The following is a 16,688-nucleotide window of genomic DNA, read 5'->3' as shown; positions in this document are numbered from 1 at the left end:
AGTTAGGCTATGTTAGTATAAGCTGCCTGCACATCGTCATCATCCTCTATTTTGTCTATCATCTTTTCAATCTCTTCCAGCTGTTCCTCTGTGAATTCCACAGGAGAGTTGGCATATCTTTTTAGCGTAGACTTATTTGGCTCTATACCTTTCTCTTCCAATGCAGTAGATAGATTACCGAAGTTAGTATAATCTCCATATACATAAACAGTTTCTCCATCCACTTCTATTTCTTCCACTCCGGCATCAATAAGCTCCAGCTCCAGTTCTTCAAGGTCTATGCCTTCAGGTTTATCAAATTCGAATACAGCTTTTCTTGAGAACATGAACTCCAATGAGCCAGTAGGTACCAATCCACCACCAGCTTTACTGAAGTAAGACTTTACATTAGCCACAGTTCTGTTTGGGTTGTCAGTGGCGCATTCTACAAAAACCAAAACTCCGTGCGGGCCCTTGCCTTCATAGTTGATTTCAAGGTAAGCTGCTGCATCTTTGCCCTCCGCTCTTTTAATAGCTGCTTCAATATTGTCTTTAGGCATGTTTTCAGCCTTCGCATTCTGAATAGCAGTTCTTAGCTTGGCATTCATGTCGGGATCCGTTCCACCTTCTTTGGCAGCAACAGTTACCGCTTTTGCCAATTTTGGAAATATCTTAGACATTTTGTCCCAACGCTTTTCTTTTGCAGCTCTTCTATATTCAAATGCTCTTCCCATAATCAAAATTTAATGTGCGACAAAAATATATAAATCCCCTCATTTATGTAAGCCTATTGTAGAGGATAAAGTTATTTCCATTTTTTACTCTTATTTGAGCAACTTAACAATTTCTTAACATGGCAATATTTTCTATATTCGCCTATAAAAATGGGTTTATGAGAGTATTCAGGAGCATCGCGCTCATTATTAATTACAAAACTTTTATCATTACTTTTTTAGCTGTTGCTGGTACCTGGCTTTGTGATTATTATAACATTGAAGCTGAATTTCCATTAACACTTGTAGCCATAGCTATAGTTTTTCCTGTTGTGTTTTCCATTGACAGCGCCTATAAAAGGAGGGAGCGTGCCCTTGGTTTATTGGGTGATTTTAAGGCGCATGCCATGTCAATTTATCATGCTGTAAAAGACTGGACACCTAACGATGCGGCCTATAAGGCAGATGTTAAAGCACATTTGCTCGATGTATATTCCTCTATCAGGGAATTTTTTGTTGCTGAACATGATAAGGAAAATAGCGCAGAGAAGAACATTTACATTAAAATGTCAGAACTGTCAGCCTTGCTTCAAAAGCTCAGGGACTATGACCTGCAGGCTGGTGAAATGTCGAGGATTAATCAATATTCTAGTAAAATTTTAACATCCGTTGAGAATCTCAAGGTTTTCTGGCATTATAGAACACCAATCACACTGCGCGCCTACAGCAAGGTTTTTATATATACATTCCCACTTATTTATGCGCCATACTTTGTTTCAGTAGCCGAGAAATACTCTCACGGACTTGAATATGTAATGCCTGTGATTTTCAGTTTTATTCTGGTAAGTCTTGATAATATCCAAGGTCACCTAGAAAATCCATTTGACCAGATCGGTGAAGATGATATCAAGTTTGATGTTGAGGAGTTTGGGGATTTGTTGGACCTCTAATTACTCATAAAATACTGCAATATCTTTTAAAGGCTTACGCCCTAGTTTAGGCACATAGGTTTCCTCAACAGGATAGCCGACTGGTATCAATAAATAGGGCCTTTCATTTTCAGGTCGCTCCAAAAGTTTAGTGAGAAAGTTCATGGGACTTGGCGTGTGAGTAAGTGCCACTAAACCTGCATCGTGAATGGCTGTAAGTAGAAACCCAGCAGCCAAACCAACTGACTCATTGACATAGTAGTTGTTCTTTTTCTTACCATCTTTATCAAAGTCATAGGCTTTCTTAAAAACTATGATCAGGTAAGGGGCAATTTCGAGGAATGGTTTGTGCCAGTCAGTGCCAAGCGGTTCTAAGTCTTTAAGCCAGTCTTCGCTCATTCGCCCATTATAGCTATCAAACTCTTCTTTTTCAGCCGCCTCTCTTATCTTTTGCTTGAGTTCAGGGTTGCTTACCACACAGAAAGTCCAGGGCTGCTTGTGCGCTCCAGATGGGGCAGTGGAGGCAGATTTTAAGATATTGTCAATGACTTCTTTAGGTATGGGCTTGTCAGAGAATTCCCTTACGGTCCGTCTTTTATCAATCCAATCTAGAAAACGTTTGCTTCTAGCAACACACTCATTTTCATCATAAGTTTCTTTGCTATAAGCTTCATATTCAAAGCCATCAATCATCTTAGTTTTTGCCATGTCACAATAATACTGACTTCTTTAAAAAGTAAGTTGTAAGAGACGAGACAAATGTGGCTTTCTGATTACTCTTGTATTTCAAGACTATCTTCTTCAAGGTCAAATCCTTCAAGATCAAGGTCTTCCAACTCATTCTCTAATTCTTGGATATTTTCCTCTTCTGATTGTTCCATCTTTTCTTCAAAGGCCTTATCAACAGCTATTTCTTCTTCAATAAATGTTGATTTTCCGATAATGATGGCAATAGTCAAGATGGATATTGCCAATAAAACTTTTGGCTTTTTTTGTTCTTCACCTTTTGCAGAGATAAAAAATACTATCAGACTTAATATTAGTGCTATGATTGAAGGAATAAGGCCTATAGTTCCTAATGGCAGGTATAAAAATGCAATACTTATTGCAATAAAAATGATACTGGTAACGAATAGGAATTTTTTCATGATGGTAAAGTTTTATTTAGGAGACGCTACAGATTTAAGTATTAACTCGCCTGTGCCTACAGGAATATTAAATTTCATATAAACGGGCATTCTGCTTCTATCAGTGGTTAACCACATCAGGTTCTGATCTTTTCCTTTAAGCTTATCGGTTTTGGCAGATACTGATAATTTATAACATTCCTTTTTGCCTAATGGCCCAGAATTCATCACCTCTTTCCCAAGTAATTTGATGTTAACGGCAAGTTCTTTCTCATCGAAAAGAAGGGTAAAAGATTTAGTGCCGCCAACGGGTATTGCTGAAAAATCAGTAGTTCTTACTTGATAAAGCAATGACACAACATCAATAGTAGAAGGGGTGATTTTCGGTTGAGTTTCTTTTGTTGGCTTATTGGGCTTGGAGGATGTGATCTTCACTGTTCCAGTCTTGCTATTAAAAACATATTTCATTTGCTTTTTATAAGTGCCTTCTTCAATGTCTCGCTTATGCATCACTGGCTTTAGGTTCTTAGGATTTACATAAGATTCATATAGATCCCGAATTTTAAAGAAGGAATCCCATTTGCTAAAAGTAACGGCTGTACATTTTAAATGTAGAAGGGTAGCCGAAGATGTCTTGATATCAGCTGTTTCCATTGTTACCTGCGCAAGTTGGGTCATCAAACCACTCATGCTATAAGAGGCGTTAAAAACAAGTTTTTCTCCTCCGGCAATGGTGATATTTTCCTGGCAAAATCCTAATAAAGAAATGGCAAGACTTAGTCCTAAGACCAATACATGTTTCATGGGTTTTGTACTTCCTTGAGAATGGAAGCAATTGCAAATGTAGATACATTTTCAGCACATTATTCCTATGTTTTTTTCATTGAGGAATATTTATTTTTTTAAGTAAGGTAACATCGATTAAAACATAGTTTTTATTTGGAATTAAAGGGTTTTAGTTATGGACCAGCAGGAAGAGAGTGTAGACTAATTCTTCTCTCTTTCCCTCAAAACACTAATCACATCATTCAACTCAAACCCTTTTGCGGCAAGCAAAACCAAATAATGATACATCAGGTCAGCACCCTCATTAAGAAATAGGTCATCATTATCATCCTTTGCCTCAATCACTAATTCAACGGCTTCTTCACCTACCTTTTGGGCCACTTTATTGATCCCTTTTTGAAGAAGACTATTGGTATATGAACTTTCGGAAGGGTTGTTTTTCCTGTCCTGAATGGTCTTTTCTAGAAAACCCAGATCGGTGGATGTATTTTTAAATTCCCCAAAACAGGTATCCGTACCAGTGTGACAAGTTGGCCCTTCCGGGATAGCTTTAATGAGTATAGTATCCGCATCGCAATCAATATCAACAGATATAGCATTTAGGAAATTTCCAGAGGTTTCGCCCTTCTTCCACAGCCTGTTTTTTGAGCGACTAAAGAAGGTGACAACTTCCTCTTTTAAGGTGAGCTGAAAAGATTCTTCATTCATATAGCCAAGCATCAGCACATTTTTAGAATAGTAGTCCTGAATAATAGCAGGTAGAAGTCCTTTTGAAAAATCTGGCTTTTTATTTATTTGAATCATCGGATAGGGATGTTTTGTTCTTTTAAATATGATTTTAGTTTTGGGATAGGTATTTCACCGAAATGAAAGATACTGGCAGCTAGAGCTGCATCAGCTTTCCCGTCAATGAAGGCCTCAGTAAAGTGCCCCATGGTGCCGGCACCACCAGATGCGATTATGGGTATACTTACTACTTCGGAGAGCTGCCGAAGTGCTTCTACGGCAAAGCCCTGCTTAGTGCCGTCATTATTCATGCTTGTAAATAGTATTTCTCCGGCACCTCGCTTTTCAACTTCTTTCGCCCAATCGCAGAGTTTCTTATCTGTTGGTTTTCGGCCACCATGTGTATGCACTACCCAGTCACCATCAATCAAATTAGCATCAATGGCAACAACAATGCATTGACTGCCATAAGCATTTACAAGTTCGTTGATGAGTTCAGGGTTCTTAACGGCTGATGAATTAACTGATATCTTATCGGCACCAGAAGTGAGCAATGGCCCAACATCTTCAACAGACGATATTCCGCCACCAACTGTAAAGGGGATATCAATATTCCTGGCAATGTCCCTGACAAGTTCAATGAAGGTCTTACGACCTTCATTAGTGGCGGTTATATCCAAAAACACCAACTCATCGGCACCTTGCTCAGCATATTGCTTACCTAGCTCAACAGGGTCACCAGCATCCCTGATGTTAACAAAATTGACCCCTTTGACCGTGCGACCATCCTTAATGTCGAGGCAGGGAATTATTCTTTTTTTAAGCATTGTTGAAATCTGTTAACTCCTTCAAACTAATCTTATTTTCATAGATAGCCTTACCTATGATGGCTCCAAATAAGCCGGCCTCTTTCAGGTTTTTTAAATCCTCAATAGAACTTACCCCACCACTGGCTATCAACTTAAGCTGTGGAAATGAAGTCAGTAGCTCTTGATATAAATTCAGGTTAGGCCCTCGCAACATTCCATCTGTGGCAATGTCAGTGCAAATCACACTTTTGATTCCGTGTTTAAGGTATGTAGCAATATGATCATCAAGTTGAATGGCTGAAGTTTCAATCCATCCACCTGTGGCAATCATTCTGTCTTTTACATCAGCACCGAGTATCAGTTTATCGGCTCCATATTTTGATATCCAATCCAGCACCTGCTGTGGATTTTTAACAGCAATACTGCCACAGGTAATTTGAGCGGCACCTGCATTAAAAGCAATTGCAATATCTTCATCAGTCTTTATGCCACCTCCAAAATCTATGGTCAGGCTGGTTTCATTTGCAACGCTTTCCAATACTTTCCAATTGGTTATTTGCCCTTTTTTGGCACCATCCAGATCTACCAAATGCAGGTATTTAATACCTGAGTCTTCAAATCTTTTGGCAACTTCTACAGGGTTGTTTTCATAGACCTTTTTTGTAGCATAGCGTCCCTGGGAGAGTCTGACACACTGCCCATCAATAATATCAATTGCTGGTATTAGCCTCATAATTCGATAAAGTTCTTGAGAATTTGTGAGCCTTGAGCTCCGGATTTCTCTGGGTGAAACTGTACGGCATAGAAATTATCTTTCTTAATGGCCGCTGAAAAGTTATTAATGTAATCTGTTTTGGCTATCGTATATGCTGACACAGGTACATAGTAGCTATGCACAAAATACATATGATCGTCAGGAAGTGTTTTGAACAACTCATTGTCTGCATCAACAAGATTATTCCAACCCATATGCGGGATTTTATGATCTTCAGATTTGAACTTAACTACGGGAGCGTCAAATATTCCGAGGCATTCGGTGTCATTCTCTTCTGAGTACTTGCACATTAACTGCATGCCAAGGCAGATGCCCAATACTGGTTGTTTGAGGTCTGGTATTAGTTCGTTCAAGTGTAGCTCCTTGAGGTGTTTCATAGTTGTGCTTGCTTCACCTACGCCTGGAAAAATCACCTTGTCAGCTGACTTTAATTCCTCGAAATCATCAGTCAATATTGGCTCAATGCCCAACCTGTTTAATGCAAATATCACCGACTGCGTATTGCCTGCGTTATATTTTATGATTGCTATTTTCATTTTTTAATTAGATGTAAGAGGCTAGAAATTAGACATAAGACTAAAACTCAAGAAAGTCGATTTGAGATGTTGATACTATAGTATTAGAAGAACTTATAAGTCTCATATCTTAAATCTCATGTCTATTTTCTAAATAACTCCCTTTGTAGTTGGCAACTGATCATTTCCTTCTTCTCTTTTAATGGCCATTCTTATCGCCCTGGCAAATGCTTTGAATATGGCTTCAATCTTATGGTGCTCATTGGTGCCTTCTACTTTAATGTTCAAATTGCTTTTCGAGGCATCTGAAAAGGATTTGAAAAAGTGAAAGAACATCTCTGTTGGCATGCTGCCTATCATTTCCCTTTTAAATTCCGCATCCCAAACTATCCAGTTACGACCTCCAAAATCAATGGCTACCTGAGCCAGACTGTCATCCATAGGAATGGTGAAGCCATACCTTGAAATCCCTCTTTTATTGCCTAGCGCCTTGTAAAATGCTTCACCGAGTGCAATGGCAGTATCCTCTATGGTATGGTGTTCATCAACTTCCAAATCACCCTTCACATTTATATCAAGATCAATCATTCCGTGCTTTGAGAGCTGGTCCAACATATGATCAAAGAAAGCCAGGCCTGTATTTATAGAAGACTGACCTTTTCCATCAAGGTTAATTGCTACTTTAATATCTGTTTCTTTTGTGGTTCTAACAACCGAAGCTTTTCTTTCAGTAAGCAGTTTATAGATGTCTGACCAATCTTCAGTAACCAGCGCAGTGTGTTCATCTAAATCATTTAATTCTTTATTTCCATTGTCAATCAAAATACCCTTTGCGCCAAGGTTTTTAGCTAATTGTACATCAGAAAGTCGATCGCCAATAACAAAGGAATTTTCCAAATCATAACCATTGAGGTACTTTGTCAGCATACCGGTGCCAGGCTTTCTGTCAGGAGATTTATCTGCTTCAAATGATCTGTCAATGAAGATTTCATCAAAAGAGATGCCTTCATTTTTTAAGATGGATAGCATTTTATTATGGGCTGGCCAAAAGGTGTCTTCTGGAAAAGAATCTGTACCCAAACCATCCTGATTAGTGACCATTACAATCTCAAATTCTTTCAAATCAATTATCTTCCTGAGCCAATTTATAACCCCAGAGTAGAAGTCCAGTTTTTCAAGACTATCAATTTGTTCATCTTCTGGTTCTAAGATGATGGTGCCATCTCTATCAATAAATAATACCTTCTTCATATTTTACTAAGTACATCAATTAACAATTCATTTTCGTTTGGTGTGCCAACGGTTATTCTTAAGCAGTTCCCGCAATTCAGGGCTTTCGATCTATCCCTAACAATTAACCCTGCCTCAACTAAGGTTTTAAAAACCCTGCTATGATTGGTAAATCTCACCAAAATAAAGTTAGTCGAAGTAGGGTAGATGTGCTCTACCATTGAGAACTTGTTAAGAGCTTCAATCAGTTTTGCTCTCTCCTGAACTAACACCTGTAGGTTCGATTTTACTTTCTCCTTATTATTTTTGATTAGCTCCAAAGCCTTGTTTTGAGTGAGTATGCTCAAGTTGTAAGGTGCTTTTACTTTATTGAAAAACTGAATGATTCCAAGGTTGGAAAATGCCATGCCCAATCGCATACCAGCCATGCCCCATGCTTTGGAAAAAGTCTGCAATACGATCAGGTTAGGGTAATCATTTAACCATTGAATACTTGATTCCATATCAGTGAAATCTATGTAGGCTTCGTCCAAAATCACGATACCCTCAAAATTATCAACTACATATTTGATCTGTTTTTCATCGAGCAAATTGGCAGTTGGGTTATTGGGGTTACACAGGAAAATCAACTTTGTATTTTCGTTAACAGCGGAAAGCACTTTATCGCTTTCTAGCTCAAAGGCTTTAGTCAATGGTACCTTTTTAACTTCAATGTTCTGGATGGCAGCAGAAACCTCATACATGCCATATGTTGGATCAGTAACAATAATATTGTCTTTGCCAGGCTCACAAAAGATTCTAAATATCAAATCGATGGCCTCATCACTTCCATTGCCAAGAAATATATTTTCGACATTGATATCTTTTAATTCGGCAATGGCCTTTTTCAATTTTCTCTGATATGGATCAGGATATCTGTTCCAATCAGAGGCAAATGGGTTTTCATTGGCGTCAAGCAAAACAACTTCGTTGTTCACTTCAAATTCATCGCGAGCGGATGAATAAGCCTTCATGGCCAATATATTTGGTCTAACTAACTTTTCCAGATTCATGGTTGCAGTTCTTTTAACCTGATACTAACGGCATTTTTGTGTGCCACCAATTGCTCAGCTTCAGCCATTATTTCTACTATAGGGCCTAAATTTTTTAAGCCGTTTTCAGTTATTTTTTGAAAGGTAATTTCCTTAACAAAGGAATCCAGTGATACACCACTATAAGCACTTGCAGCTCCATTGGTTGGTAAAGTATGATTAGTGCCTGAGGCATAGTCACCAGCCGATTCTGGAGTATATGCCCCTATGAATACGGAACCTGCCTGAGTTATTTTTTCTGCAACAGACTCCGCATCATGACAGTTAATTATCAAATGTTCAGGGGCATAAATGTTTGAGACCTGAATGGCTTCTTCTATATCCTTAACCAACACTGCTTTGCTTTGTAAAAGGCATTCTTTAGCAATCTCCTTCCTTGGCAGGTCATTCACCTGATTCTCGATAGCCTTAAGTACGTCCTCAAGCAAGTTGTTGCTATCGGTAATCAAAACCACTTGGCTATCTGCCCCATGCTCAGCCTGAGATAGTAAGTCAGCGGCTATAAATGCAGGGTTTGCTGTCTCATCTGCTATTATAGCTACCTCAGATGGACCAGCTGGCATATCGATGGCCACACCTTCCAGGTTGATCATTTGTTTGGCTTTGGTTACATATTGGTTTCCAGGGCCAAAAACCTTATTTACTTTAGGGATAGTATCCGTGCCATAGGCCATTGCGGCAATAGCTTGAGCTCCACCAACAGTATAAATATCAGTAATACCCACCAAACTGGCAGTATAAATAATAGCAGGATCAACTTTGCCGGATTTGTCAGGAGGGGTGCAAAGGACAACTTGTTTACATCCAGCTATTTTTGCAGGAATTCCCAACATTAATACTGTGGAGAATAAAGGAGCAGAACCCCCTGGAATATAAAGGCCTACTTTTTCGATGGCCACTGACTTTCTCCAGCAGCTGACACCAGGCATGGTTTCAATTACCGCTGTGCTGCGTTTTTGAGCAGCATGGAATTTTTCAATATTTACCTTTGCTACACCTATTGCTCTTTTTAGTTCTGGGCTAATTTGCTGCTCAGCATTTTGTATTTCCTTATCAGATAATTTTAGTGAGCTAAGTTTCACCTTATCAAATTGTTCTGTCAGGCTTAGCAATGCATCATCTCCGGATGTTTTTACACGTTGCAGTATGTTTTTAATAGTACTTTCAAGAAAGTCCGTTGTTAGCTCAGGTCTTTTAAGTTCTTTCGAAATGTCTTTGTTGAATATGTTTTCAATTACTTGCATGGCAGTGATTTTAAAGGATCATTTTTTCAATAGGTATAACCAATATTCCCTGAGCTCCTAAAGATTTAAGCTCATCAATCTTACCCCAAAAGTCATTTTCATTGACTACTGAATGTAGTGATGACCAGCCTTCTTCTTTTAGTGGAATTACCGTTGGGCTTTTCATTCCGGGTAACACCTTAGTAATAGCTTCAATGGCTGAATTGGGGGCATTCAAAAGTAGATACTTGTTTGACTTAGCAGCATTAACAGCATTAATTCTAAAAACTAAACGGTCGAGAATAGCTTTACTTTCAGCGTCCAAATTATTGTTAGCGACTAGAATAGCCTCTGACTTCATGATAGTTTCAACCTCTTTAAGGCCATTGGTCAATAATGTACTGCCGGTGCTTACTATATCACAAATGGCTTCGGCCAGACCTATGCCAGGTGCAATTTCCACAGACCCGCTGATCTCGTGAATTTCTGCATTTACATTATTTTCATCTAAAAACTGCTGAACGATAACAGGGTAGGAGGTGGCGATTTTCTTTCCGTTTAAAGTGCTGGCATCTATGTATTCTGCTGACTTAGGAACAGCTATTGATAACCTGCATTTTGCAAATCCTAATTTCAGGATTACTTCCCCCTGTTTTTCCTTTTCGATAAAAACATTTTCACCAATAATGCCAATATCAGCTACATTGTCTTCAATGTATTGAGGTATGTCATCATCACGGAGAAATAATATCTCTGCAGGAAAGTTGTCAACCTCAGCCTTTAACCTGCTTGATCCATTGGCGAAACTCAACCCACATTCTTTTAGCATCTTAATGGACTGCTCTTGGAGTCGGCCGGACTTTTGAATTGCTATTTTTAATTTTTTGCTCATTTTTTTAAAAAGGGTTTAAACGAAAAAAGGCTTGTCGCATGACAAGCCTTTTTGTTTATAAATAGTATTTTGATTCTAATTAAAACATATAACTTCCATGCATCAGGTGGTTAACATGATGATGGTGATGATGGTTATATGTTGTGCTGAATAATTTCATTCGTGGGCAAAGTATGATATAAATTATTTACTATCCAAAATTTATTTGTTAAGAATTTACAATTACATACCAAGCGACTGGTTTTCTATACTTGCTAACTCGACAATTTTTTCGTACTCGTCAGGATTAAGATCGTTGAAGAAATAATGCACAGGGTTAATTTTAGACCCATTTTTGATCACTTCATAATGCAGGTGTGAAGCTGTGGATGTGCCAGTATTACCAACATAACCAATCACCTGACCACGTTTAACTTTTTCTCCTTCCTTTACAGCAAACTGATGCATATGTGCATATCTGGTCTTAAACCCAAAGCCGTGTTCGATAATTAATGTCTTTCCATAACCGCTAAAGGAGACATTAACTTCTTCAATAGTACCATCGGCAGTGGCATAAATTGGCGTACCAATTGGGGCTGAAAAGTCGATGCCTGTATGAAGTTTCTTCACTTTATAAACAGGGTGAACCCTATATCCAAAACCGGAGGCAAGCCTGATCAACTCTTCATTCGACACAGGCTGAATTGCAGGTATGGCTGCAAAAAGTTTCTCTTTGTTTTCTGCCAGTTCTACAATTTCATCATACGATTTACTTTGGATATAAATCTGTCGCTTTAGCTTGTCTACATTCTCAGCAATCTTTAATATCTCATCTTTAAACTCTGTAGATGATGACCTGATATCAGCATATCGCTCAGCACCACCTACTCCCGCATTTCTTATTTCAGTGTCTATAGGCTCAGCACCAAGCACAATTCTATAGATATTGTCATCCCTGTTTTCAAGGGCAGTAATGATCTGATCCATTTTAGCGACATCATCACTTAATGTATTGTAATAATGCTGAAGGTCGGCTACCTCATTCTTAAGCTTTAGCTCTTTCGGGGACTCAAAGTAGTTGTTGTAGAGCATCAATAAGCCGACAGCACAAGCTATAATAAGTGAGGCCAACCCCAGGAAGTTGAGGATAACATCTTGGGTTTTAACCTTTACACGTTCGTATTTACAGGTCTCAGTGTCGTAATAATATTTTATTCTTGCCATCTACTAGCTATTCTTAGGTCTAAACGCTTTTATGACCTCTTCGTTGCATTCCAGATATGGCCCACCTATTAAATCTATGCAATAGGGGATAGCTGGAAATACTGCATCTAAACATTCGCGTATTGCTTTTGGTTTCCCTGGTAAATTAACAATAAGTGTCTTGTTTCTTATACCTGCAGTTTGTCTTGAGAGTATTGCCGTTGGTACAAACTTCATACTTTCCTGCCGCATAAGCTCTCCGAAACCGGGCATCATCTTGTTGCATACGGCTTCAGTTGCTTCTGGAGTAACATCCCTTGGAGCAGGTCCGGTGCCACCACAAGTTACTATTAAACTACAGCCTTTTTTATCAGCCATCTCTATCATAGCAGCTTCTAATTCATCCTGCTCATCAGGCAATACCAGGTATTCGGTTTCCCACTCAGAAACAAGGTAGTCATTTAAAGTGTCAACTATGGCTTTACCAGGAATATCTTCATAAATACCTTTACTCGCCCTGTCAGAGACATTGATAACACCAATTTTAGCTACTGCCATTAACTTTTATAAATTAATTTCTCTGAACGACCTTTTTTGAACACCTGACGTCCTAAATTTTTCCCTCTTCTTATCTCGGCTTGCTTTTCTTCAGGCAGATGTATGACTTCCTGACATTCACTTGAGCAACATCCTTCGTACTGTTCTGCGCACTTCTCACATTGGATGAAAAGGAGATGGCAGCCATCATTTTTGCAATTGGTATGTGAATCAGATTTCTGCCCGCATTGATGGCATACACTGATTACATCATCTGAAATACGTTCACCTAGCCTTTCATCAAAAACGAAATTCTTTCCTTTAAACTTATTTTCAAGTCCTTTGGCATTCACCTGACGGGCATATTCTATAATACCCCCTTCAAGTTGAAATACATTCTGAAAACCTTTATGCTTGTAATATGCACTTGCTTTTTCGCACCTGATGCCACCTGTGCAATACATTACAATATTCTTGTCTTTTTTATCTTCAAGGGTACTCTCAACCACTGGCAACGCCTCCCTGAAAGTATCCACATCAGGGCAAATGGCTTTTTCAAAATGGCCCACTTCACTTTCATAGTGGTTTCTCATGTCCACAATGATTGTATTAGGATCATTGGCCAGTTTATTAAAATCTTCAGCCTTAAGGTGAATGCCTCTATCAGTTACATCAAAGGTGGAGTCATTGAGACCATCAGCCACAATTTTTGAACGCACCTGAATTTTAAGCTTAAAGAAGGACTTGCCATTGTCATCAATCGCAATATTTAATCTCTCGCCACTCAGTTCGGGGCTATTGTCCACATATTCTTCGAAAGCATCAAAATTGGCATCAGGAACGCTTATCTGAGCATTAATACCCTCTTCAGCGACATAGATACGGCCAAAAACACCTAGCTTGAAAAAGTCGGCATACAATTGATCCCGGTAGGCTGCTGGATTTTCGAGGTGCACATATTTGTAAAATGAAAGCGTGATCCTCTTTTCCGTACTGTTTTGGAGCTTCTCCTTGAGTACGTCTTTGTTAACTCTGTTGTGTAATATCATTTTGCATGAATGATTTATAAAACATGCAAAACTAACTAAAATTTAGGTTTTAACTCACCTCTGAGCAGTTGGTTATACTCTTCACATGTAAGATATCCGTGTTCATCGCTATACGGGCAGGTTTTATACACATCGCCAAAGGCGCCTTTTTGGATAATAACACCAGTGCCTGAGCATACCGGGCAAGACACTTTTCCTGAAGGCCCGCAGTCTATTTCGTAGTTGGATGTAAGTATTGATTGTGCTTCTTTACGGTCATCTTCCCTGACGAGTAAAAAGGCTTGTTCTGACTTTTCCAGTAAATCGGTACACTCATCATAAAATCTGCCAGCTGTACCTTTTAACTGAATATATTTATTTAGCCAGTCAATACTTTGTTTGTACTTACCCATATAGAATGAGTTTTTACCAAAATAAAAGGTCAGGTCTGAGGGTACAACTTTGGCTTTTGCCAATACATCTTTGAACTTATTATTTGCCTCTTCATAATTGCCTTCATTCATAAGATCAACTCCCTGATCCATGGTTCGCATTATCTCGGCATTTTTAGCCTGTACCTGATCCATCTCAAGCTGCCTCACTTTCTCTTCCTGAGTTTGAGCTCGAACAGCTATCGCTATCACCAATAATGAAAGGGTAAGTACTATCTTGTTCATTGAATAAAATCTTTCTTATCTAAGTTCAACCATTCCATTGTTGAATTGCAAAATATATCTTCTACAACATCCTTAGACAACGGCATTTCTTCAATAAACTTGCCAATTTCCAAATCCCCTAATGGGAACGGGTAGTCAGAACCCAGCGTCACCTTTTTAGAACCCTGAACATCCAGCACATAGTTCAGCATTTTAGGGTCATGAGTAATACAGTCCACCCAGAATTTAGAAAGGTATTCTCTTGGGTTGATAGGGTTATCAATGGCTACCAGATCGGGCCTGCAATTGAAACCGTGCTCTATTCTACCTATAGTCGGAAGGAATGAGCCTCCAGCATGAACGAAGTTCACCCTTAAATTTGGGAGCCTTTCAAATATGCCTGAGAAGATCATCGAGCACATTGCCCTAGAGGTTTCTGCAGGCATGCCTACCAGCCATGGCAACCAGTATTTGGTCATGTTTTTAAAGCCCATCATGTTCCATGGGTGAACCATTACTGCCATTCCTAAAGCTTCACAAGCTTCAAAAATAGGGTAGAACTGATCCTCGCTTAAATTTTCGTCATTTATGTTGGAGCCGATCTGGATGCCCACTAACCCGATTTCTTTGCACCTCTCAAGCTCTTCAATTGCCAAATCAGCATCCTGCATTGGTATGGTGCCAAGCCCGATGTAATTCTTAGGATATTTTGTAACAAGACCTGCAATATGGTCATTTAAAAATTTGCTAAGCTCAAGGCAGTCATCTGCATTGGCCCAATAAGAAAACATGACAGGGATGGTACAAACCACCTGAACCTGAGTGTTGAATTGCTTATACTCTTCAATTCTAAGCTCTGGATCCCAACAATTGGCTTCTATCTCCCTGAAAAATTGATTTCCTTTCATCATTTTGGCAAAACCGGGTTTATGGTGTTGTAAATAGATGAAATCCCCATACCCAAATTTATCAGTCCAGTTAGGCATATGCTCTGGAATAATGTGGGTGTGCATGTCAATTTTCAGCATAAGAAATTATGAATTGGCCAATCCTACAAACATACTAATATGTGGTGGAAGTTAATAAGCACTCTTAAATGTTGTTAAGGTAATTAGATAAAAAAAGGGGCATCGGCCCCTTTTTTTATCTAATAGATTTATAAAATCAACCCCCTTGAACTCCTATTTCATTAAAGGGTCTAGGTAGCTGTTTGATGACAGTATCTCCAGCTCTATCAGTACTGATTTCATTCAGCTTATTATACCTTCTCATATCTATCCATCTATGTCCTTCATCCCATAGAGAATATCGTCTTTGAAGTAACATTTCGTCAATTAATGCTGATTTACTTATGGCACCAGAATATGGGCCTACTTCAGCTACATCAGTTCGTATTTGATCAATTAATGCAACGGCTTCAGGCAATTTATCCGTTTGAATCAATGCTTCAGCTTTTATTAAAATCAATTCTTCATTTCTGATAATCGCAATATCGTCTGTATTTGACTGATATCTCCATGCGTCATAATTGGAAGTTAAATTAGCTGTAGTAATTGGTGCATCTCTTAATTGAGTTTTGCTTAATCTTGCATCACCAGGAATCGCATCATTAATCCAATCAGGATGAGCTAGCCGGGTTGTCCCGTTTGTGTTTAGTGGGAAGAATAAAGGATTAACTCTATCTCCTGAGGCATTAGCGAATACTCTGTACACACCAAGATCGTAATTTCCTGTTTCATCTAAGAATGACTGATCAACAAAGGTTAATGCAGCGTTATATTCGCCTCTGTATACCGCCACCCTTGCCTGTAAGGCCTTGATGAAGGTTCCAAAAGTAGCTGGAGTATCAAATCCGGCAAACCCTGAGGTAAGTGCGAAACCAAAGGCTGATCCAGCAGCAGCATTATCTGCAGCGGCTTCTGTTAAAATACCTGCAATGGCCGTTAATGATTCAGCAGCATTACTAGTGAATGGGCCTAAGTTTTTAGGATCTTCTACATCTATTCTTATACCATTATCATATTGATGATTTAGAACATTTAATAACTCAAAGGCCTTAAAGGTTTTAGCAAATGCCAAATATCCATTAGTCTCCTCAGTTGTTAATTCTGATGTATTTTGTGCTGCTGTAATTAAAGTATTAGCAGTTTTCACGCTATTGTATCTGGCAGCAAAATTGGTTGCAGTATAAAATGCGCTATTATCCAAGTTGCCGGTTCCAAGCAGGTCACCAACCCACCTGGGATCAGAAACATCAAATCGATAAATATCTCGGCCAATTACACCTGCAACATCATAGTAATTTCCCATAGACGTGCTAGCCCTAGCCAAAATTCCAACAACAAGTTCATTAAGTTGCCCTTTACTCGCACCTGAGAGCACACCATCCAAACTTGGTTGGTTAGGATCTACTTTTTCGTCCAGTTCGCATGATGAGAATATCATTGCGATCGACATAGTAATTATATATATGTATTTAGATTTCATAAT

General features: G+C 38.9%; 19 protein-coding genes. 1 reads left to right on the top strand and 18 read right to left on the bottom strand.

Annotated features, from left to right (window positions below):
• Nucleotides 1-2 precede the first annotated feature (2 nt).
• Nucleotides 3-713 carry a YebC/PmpR family DNA-binding transcriptional regulator gene (locus tag RIB54_RS09640; RefSeq protein ID WP_350100720.1) on the bottom strand — a complete coding sequence of 237 codons (711 nt, stop codon included), beginning with the start codon at nucleotides 711-713 and terminating at the stop codon, nucleotides 3-5.
• A 119-nt stretch (nucleotides 714-832) separates the two neighbouring features.
• On the opposite strand from RIB54_RS09640, the gene RIB54_RS09635 reads away from it, so the two are divergent.
• Nucleotides 833-1,642, top strand: coding sequence for a hypothetical protein (locus RIB54_RS09635; protein WP_350100719.1), 810 nt, complete (start codon nucleotides 833-835; stop codon nucleotides 1,640-1,642).
• Here the strand turns inward: RIB54_RS09635 and RIB54_RS09630 are convergent, their stop codons facing one another.
• The 17 genes from RIB54_RS09630 to RIB54_RS09550 form a co-directional block, all read right to left on the bottom strand.
• Nucleotides 1,643-2,329 (bottom strand): nitroreductase family protein, encoded by a 687-nt coding sequence (locus RIB54_RS09630; RefSeq protein WP_350100717.1) that lies wholly within the window; start codon nucleotides 2,327-2,329, stop codon nucleotides 1,643-1,645.
• A gap of 65 nt (nucleotides 2,330-2,394) precedes the next feature.
• Nucleotides 2,395-2,769 (bottom strand): hypothetical protein, encoded by a 375-nt coding sequence (locus RIB54_RS09625; RefSeq protein ID WP_350066729.1) that lies wholly within the window; start codon nucleotides 2,767-2,769, stop codon nucleotides 2,395-2,397.
• A gap of 12 nt (nucleotides 2,770-2,781) precedes the next feature.
• Complete coding sequence (locus tag RIB54_RS09620; protein WP_350100716.1) at nucleotides 2,782-3,552, bottom strand: DUF3108 domain-containing protein; 771 nt, start codon at nucleotides 3,550-3,552, stop codon at nucleotides 2,782-2,784.
• A gap of 183 nt (nucleotides 3,553-3,735) precedes the next feature.
• The gene (gene hisIE / locus RIB54_RS09615) at nucleotides 3,736-4,338 is read right to left on the bottom strand and encodes a bifunctional phosphoribosyl-AMP cyclohydrolase/phosphoribosyl-ATP diphosphatase HisIE (protein ID WP_350100715.1); all 603 of its coding nucleotides are present in this window, start codon (nucleotides 4,336-4,338) and stop codon (nucleotides 3,736-3,738) included.
• Complete coding sequence (gene hisF / locus RIB54_RS09610) at nucleotides 4,335-5,087, bottom strand: imidazole glycerol phosphate synthase subunit HisF (protein WP_350100714.1); 753 nt, start codon at nucleotides 5,085-5,087, stop codon at nucleotides 4,335-4,337. The genes hisIE and hisF overlap by 4 nt, the downstream gene beginning before the upstream one ends.
• On the bottom strand, nucleotides 5,080-5,802 hold the full coding sequence (hisA, locus tag RIB54_RS09605) for a 1-(5-phosphoribosyl)-5-[(5-phosphoribosylamino)methylideneamino]imidazole-4-carboxamide isomerase (RefSeq protein ID WP_350100713.1): 723 nt from the start codon (nucleotides 5,800-5,802) through the stop codon (nucleotides 5,080-5,082). The genes hisF and hisA overlap by 8 nt, the downstream gene beginning before the upstream one ends.
• Nucleotides 5,799-6,380 carry an imidazole glycerol phosphate synthase subunit HisH gene (gene hisH / locus RIB54_RS09600; RefSeq protein ID WP_350100712.1) on the bottom strand — a complete coding sequence of 194 codons (582 nt, stop codon included), beginning with the start codon at nucleotides 6,378-6,380 and terminating at the stop codon, nucleotides 5,799-5,801. Before hisH ends, hisA begins: the two co-directional genes overlap by 4 nt.
• A 129-nt stretch (nucleotides 6,381-6,509) precedes the next feature.
• A complete protein-coding gene (hisB, locus tag RIB54_RS09595) occupies nucleotides 6,510-7,610 on the bottom strand; it encodes a bifunctional histidinol-phosphatase/imidazoleglycerol-phosphate dehydratase HisB (protein ID WP_350100711.1) in 1,101 nt (366 codons plus the stop codon).
• Nucleotides 7,607-8,641 carry a histidinol-phosphate transaminase gene (gene hisC, locus RIB54_RS09590; protein WP_350100709.1) on the bottom strand — a complete coding sequence of 345 codons (1,035 nt, stop codon included), beginning with the start codon at nucleotides 8,639-8,641 and terminating at the stop codon, nucleotides 7,607-7,609. Before hisC ends, hisB begins: the two co-directional genes overlap by 4 nt.
• Nucleotides 8,638-9,924, bottom strand: a complete 1,287-nt coding sequence (gene hisD, locus RIB54_RS09585; protein ID WP_350100708.1) for a histidinol dehydrogenase — start codon at nucleotides 9,922-9,924, stop codon at nucleotides 8,638-8,640. The genes hisC and hisD overlap by 4 nt, the downstream gene beginning before the upstream one ends.
• A 10-nt stretch (nucleotides 9,925-9,934) precedes the next feature.
• Nucleotides 9,935-10,795: an ATP phosphoribosyltransferase gene (gene hisG, locus RIB54_RS09580; protein WP_350100707.1), complete on the bottom strand. Its 861-nt coding sequence runs from the start codon at nucleotides 10,793-10,795 to the stop codon at nucleotides 9,935-9,937.
• Nucleotides 10,796-11,017: 222 nt separating this feature from the next.
• The gene (locus RIB54_RS09575; protein ID WP_350066748.1) at nucleotides 11,018-11,998 is read right to left on the bottom strand and encodes a M23 family metallopeptidase; all 981 of its coding nucleotides are present in this window, start codon (nucleotides 11,996-11,998) and stop codon (nucleotides 11,018-11,020) included.
• Nucleotides 11,999-12,001: 3 nt separating this feature from the next.
• The gene (mog, locus tag RIB54_RS09570; RefSeq protein WP_350100705.1) at nucleotides 12,002-12,535 is read right to left on the bottom strand and encodes a molybdopterin adenylyltransferase; all 534 of its coding nucleotides are present in this window, start codon (nucleotides 12,533-12,535) and stop codon (nucleotides 12,002-12,004) included.
• Nucleotides 12,535-13,563: an oxygen-dependent tRNA uridine(34) hydroxylase TrhO gene (trhO, locus tag RIB54_RS09565; protein ID WP_350100703.1), complete on the bottom strand. Its 1,029-nt coding sequence runs from the start codon at nucleotides 13,561-13,563 to the stop codon at nucleotides 12,535-12,537. The genes mog and trhO overlap by 1 nt, the downstream gene beginning before the upstream one ends.
• 35 nt (nucleotides 13,564-13,598) lie before the next feature.
• On the bottom strand, nucleotides 13,599-14,219 hold the full coding sequence (locus tag RIB54_RS09560) for a tetratricopeptide repeat protein (protein ID WP_350066754.1): 621 nt from the start codon (nucleotides 14,217-14,219) through the stop codon (nucleotides 13,599-13,601).
• Complete coding sequence (locus tag RIB54_RS09555) at nucleotides 14,216-15,226, bottom strand: amidohydrolase family protein (protein ID WP_350100702.1); 1,011 nt, start codon at nucleotides 15,224-15,226, stop codon at nucleotides 14,216-14,218. The genes RIB54_RS09560 and RIB54_RS09555 overlap by 4 nt, the downstream gene beginning before the upstream one ends.
• A 136-nt stretch (nucleotides 15,227-15,362) precedes the next feature.
• Nucleotides 15,363-16,685, bottom strand: coding sequence for a RagB/SusD family nutrient uptake outer membrane protein (locus RIB54_RS09550; RefSeq protein WP_350100701.1), 1,323 nt, complete (start codon nucleotides 16,683-16,685; stop codon nucleotides 15,363-15,365).
• Nucleotides 16,686-16,688 lie beyond the last annotated feature (3 nt).

Source organism: Fulvivirga sp. (assembly GCF_040218215.1).
Lineage (GTDB): Bacteria > Bacteroidota > Bacteroidia > Cytophagales > Cyclobacteriaceae > Fulvivirga.
Note: the sequence above shows the minus strand (reverse complement) of the source record. Positions and strands in the feature narration are given on the sequence as shown.

Excerpts from the sequence above, each read along its gene's own strand:
- RIB54_RS09560 (WP_350066754.1), bottom strand. The coding sequence starts at position 14,219 with ATGAACAAGATAGTACTTACCCTTTCATTATTGGTGATAGCGATAGCT.
- hisB (WP_350100711.1), bottom strand. The coding sequence starts at position 7,610 with ATGAAGAAGGTATTATTTATTGATAGAGATGGCACCATCATCTTAGAA.
- RIB54_RS09640 (WP_350100720.1), bottom strand. The coding sequence starts at position 713 with ATGGGAAGAGCATTTGAATATAGAAGAGCTGCAAAAGAAAAGCGTTGG.
- RIB54_RS09625 (WP_350066729.1), bottom strand. The coding sequence starts at position 2,769 with ATGAAAAAATTCCTATTCGTTACCAGTATCATTTTTATTGCAATAAGT.
- RIB54_RS09550 (WP_350100701.1), bottom strand. The coding sequence starts at position 16,685 with ATGAAATCTAAATACATATATATAATTACTATGTCGATCGCAATGATA.
- hisC (WP_350100709.1), bottom strand. The coding sequence starts at position 8,641 with ATGAATCTGGAAAAGTTAGTTAGACCAAATATATTGGCCATGAAGGCT.
- hisIE (WP_350100715.1), bottom strand. The coding sequence starts at position 4,338 with ATGATTCAAATAAATAAAAAGCCAGATTTTTCAAAAGGACTTCTACCT.
- hisA (WP_350100713.1), bottom strand. The coding sequence starts at position 5,802 with ATGAGGCTAATACCAGCAATTGATATTATTGATGGGCAGTGTGTCAGA.
- hisG (WP_350100707.1), bottom strand. The coding sequence starts at position 10,795 with ATGAGCAAAAAATTAAAAATAGCAATTCAAAAGTCCGGCCGACTCCAA.
- RIB54_RS09555 (WP_350100702.1), bottom strand. The coding sequence starts at position 15,226 with ATGCTGAAAATTGACATGCACACCCACATTATTCCAGAGCATATGCCT.
- hisH (WP_350100712.1), bottom strand. The coding sequence starts at position 6,380 with ATGAAAATAGCAATCATAAAATATAACGCAGGCAATACGCAGTCGGTG.
- RIB54_RS09620 (WP_350100716.1), bottom strand. The coding sequence starts at position 3,552 with ATGAAACATGTATTGGTCTTAGGACTAAGTCTTGCCATTTCTTTATTA.
- RIB54_RS09575 (WP_350066748.1), bottom strand. The coding sequence starts at position 11,998 with ATGGCAAGAATAAAATATTATTACGACACTGAGACCTGTAAATACGAA.
- mog (WP_350100705.1), bottom strand. The coding sequence starts at position 12,535 with ATGGCAGTAGCTAAAATTGGTGTTATCAATGTCTCTGACAGGGCGAGT.
- RIB54_RS09635 (WP_350100719.1), top strand. The coding sequence starts at position 833 with ATGGCAATATTTTCTATATTCGCCTATAAAAATGGGTTTATGAGAGTA.
- RIB54_RS09630 (WP_350100717.1), bottom strand. The coding sequence starts at position 2,329 with ATGGCAAAAACTAAGATGATTGATGGCTTTGAATATGAAGCTTATAGC.
- hisF (WP_350100714.1), bottom strand. The coding sequence starts at position 5,087 with ATGCTTAAAAAAAGAATAATTCCCTGCCTCGACATTAAGGATGGTCGC.
- hisD (WP_350100708.1), bottom strand. The coding sequence starts at position 9,924 with ATGCAAGTAATTGAAAACATATTCAACAAAGACATTTCGAAAGAACTT.
- trhO (WP_350100703.1), bottom strand. The coding sequence starts at position 13,563 with ATGATATTACACAACAGAGTTAACAAAGACGTACTCAAGGAGAAGCTC.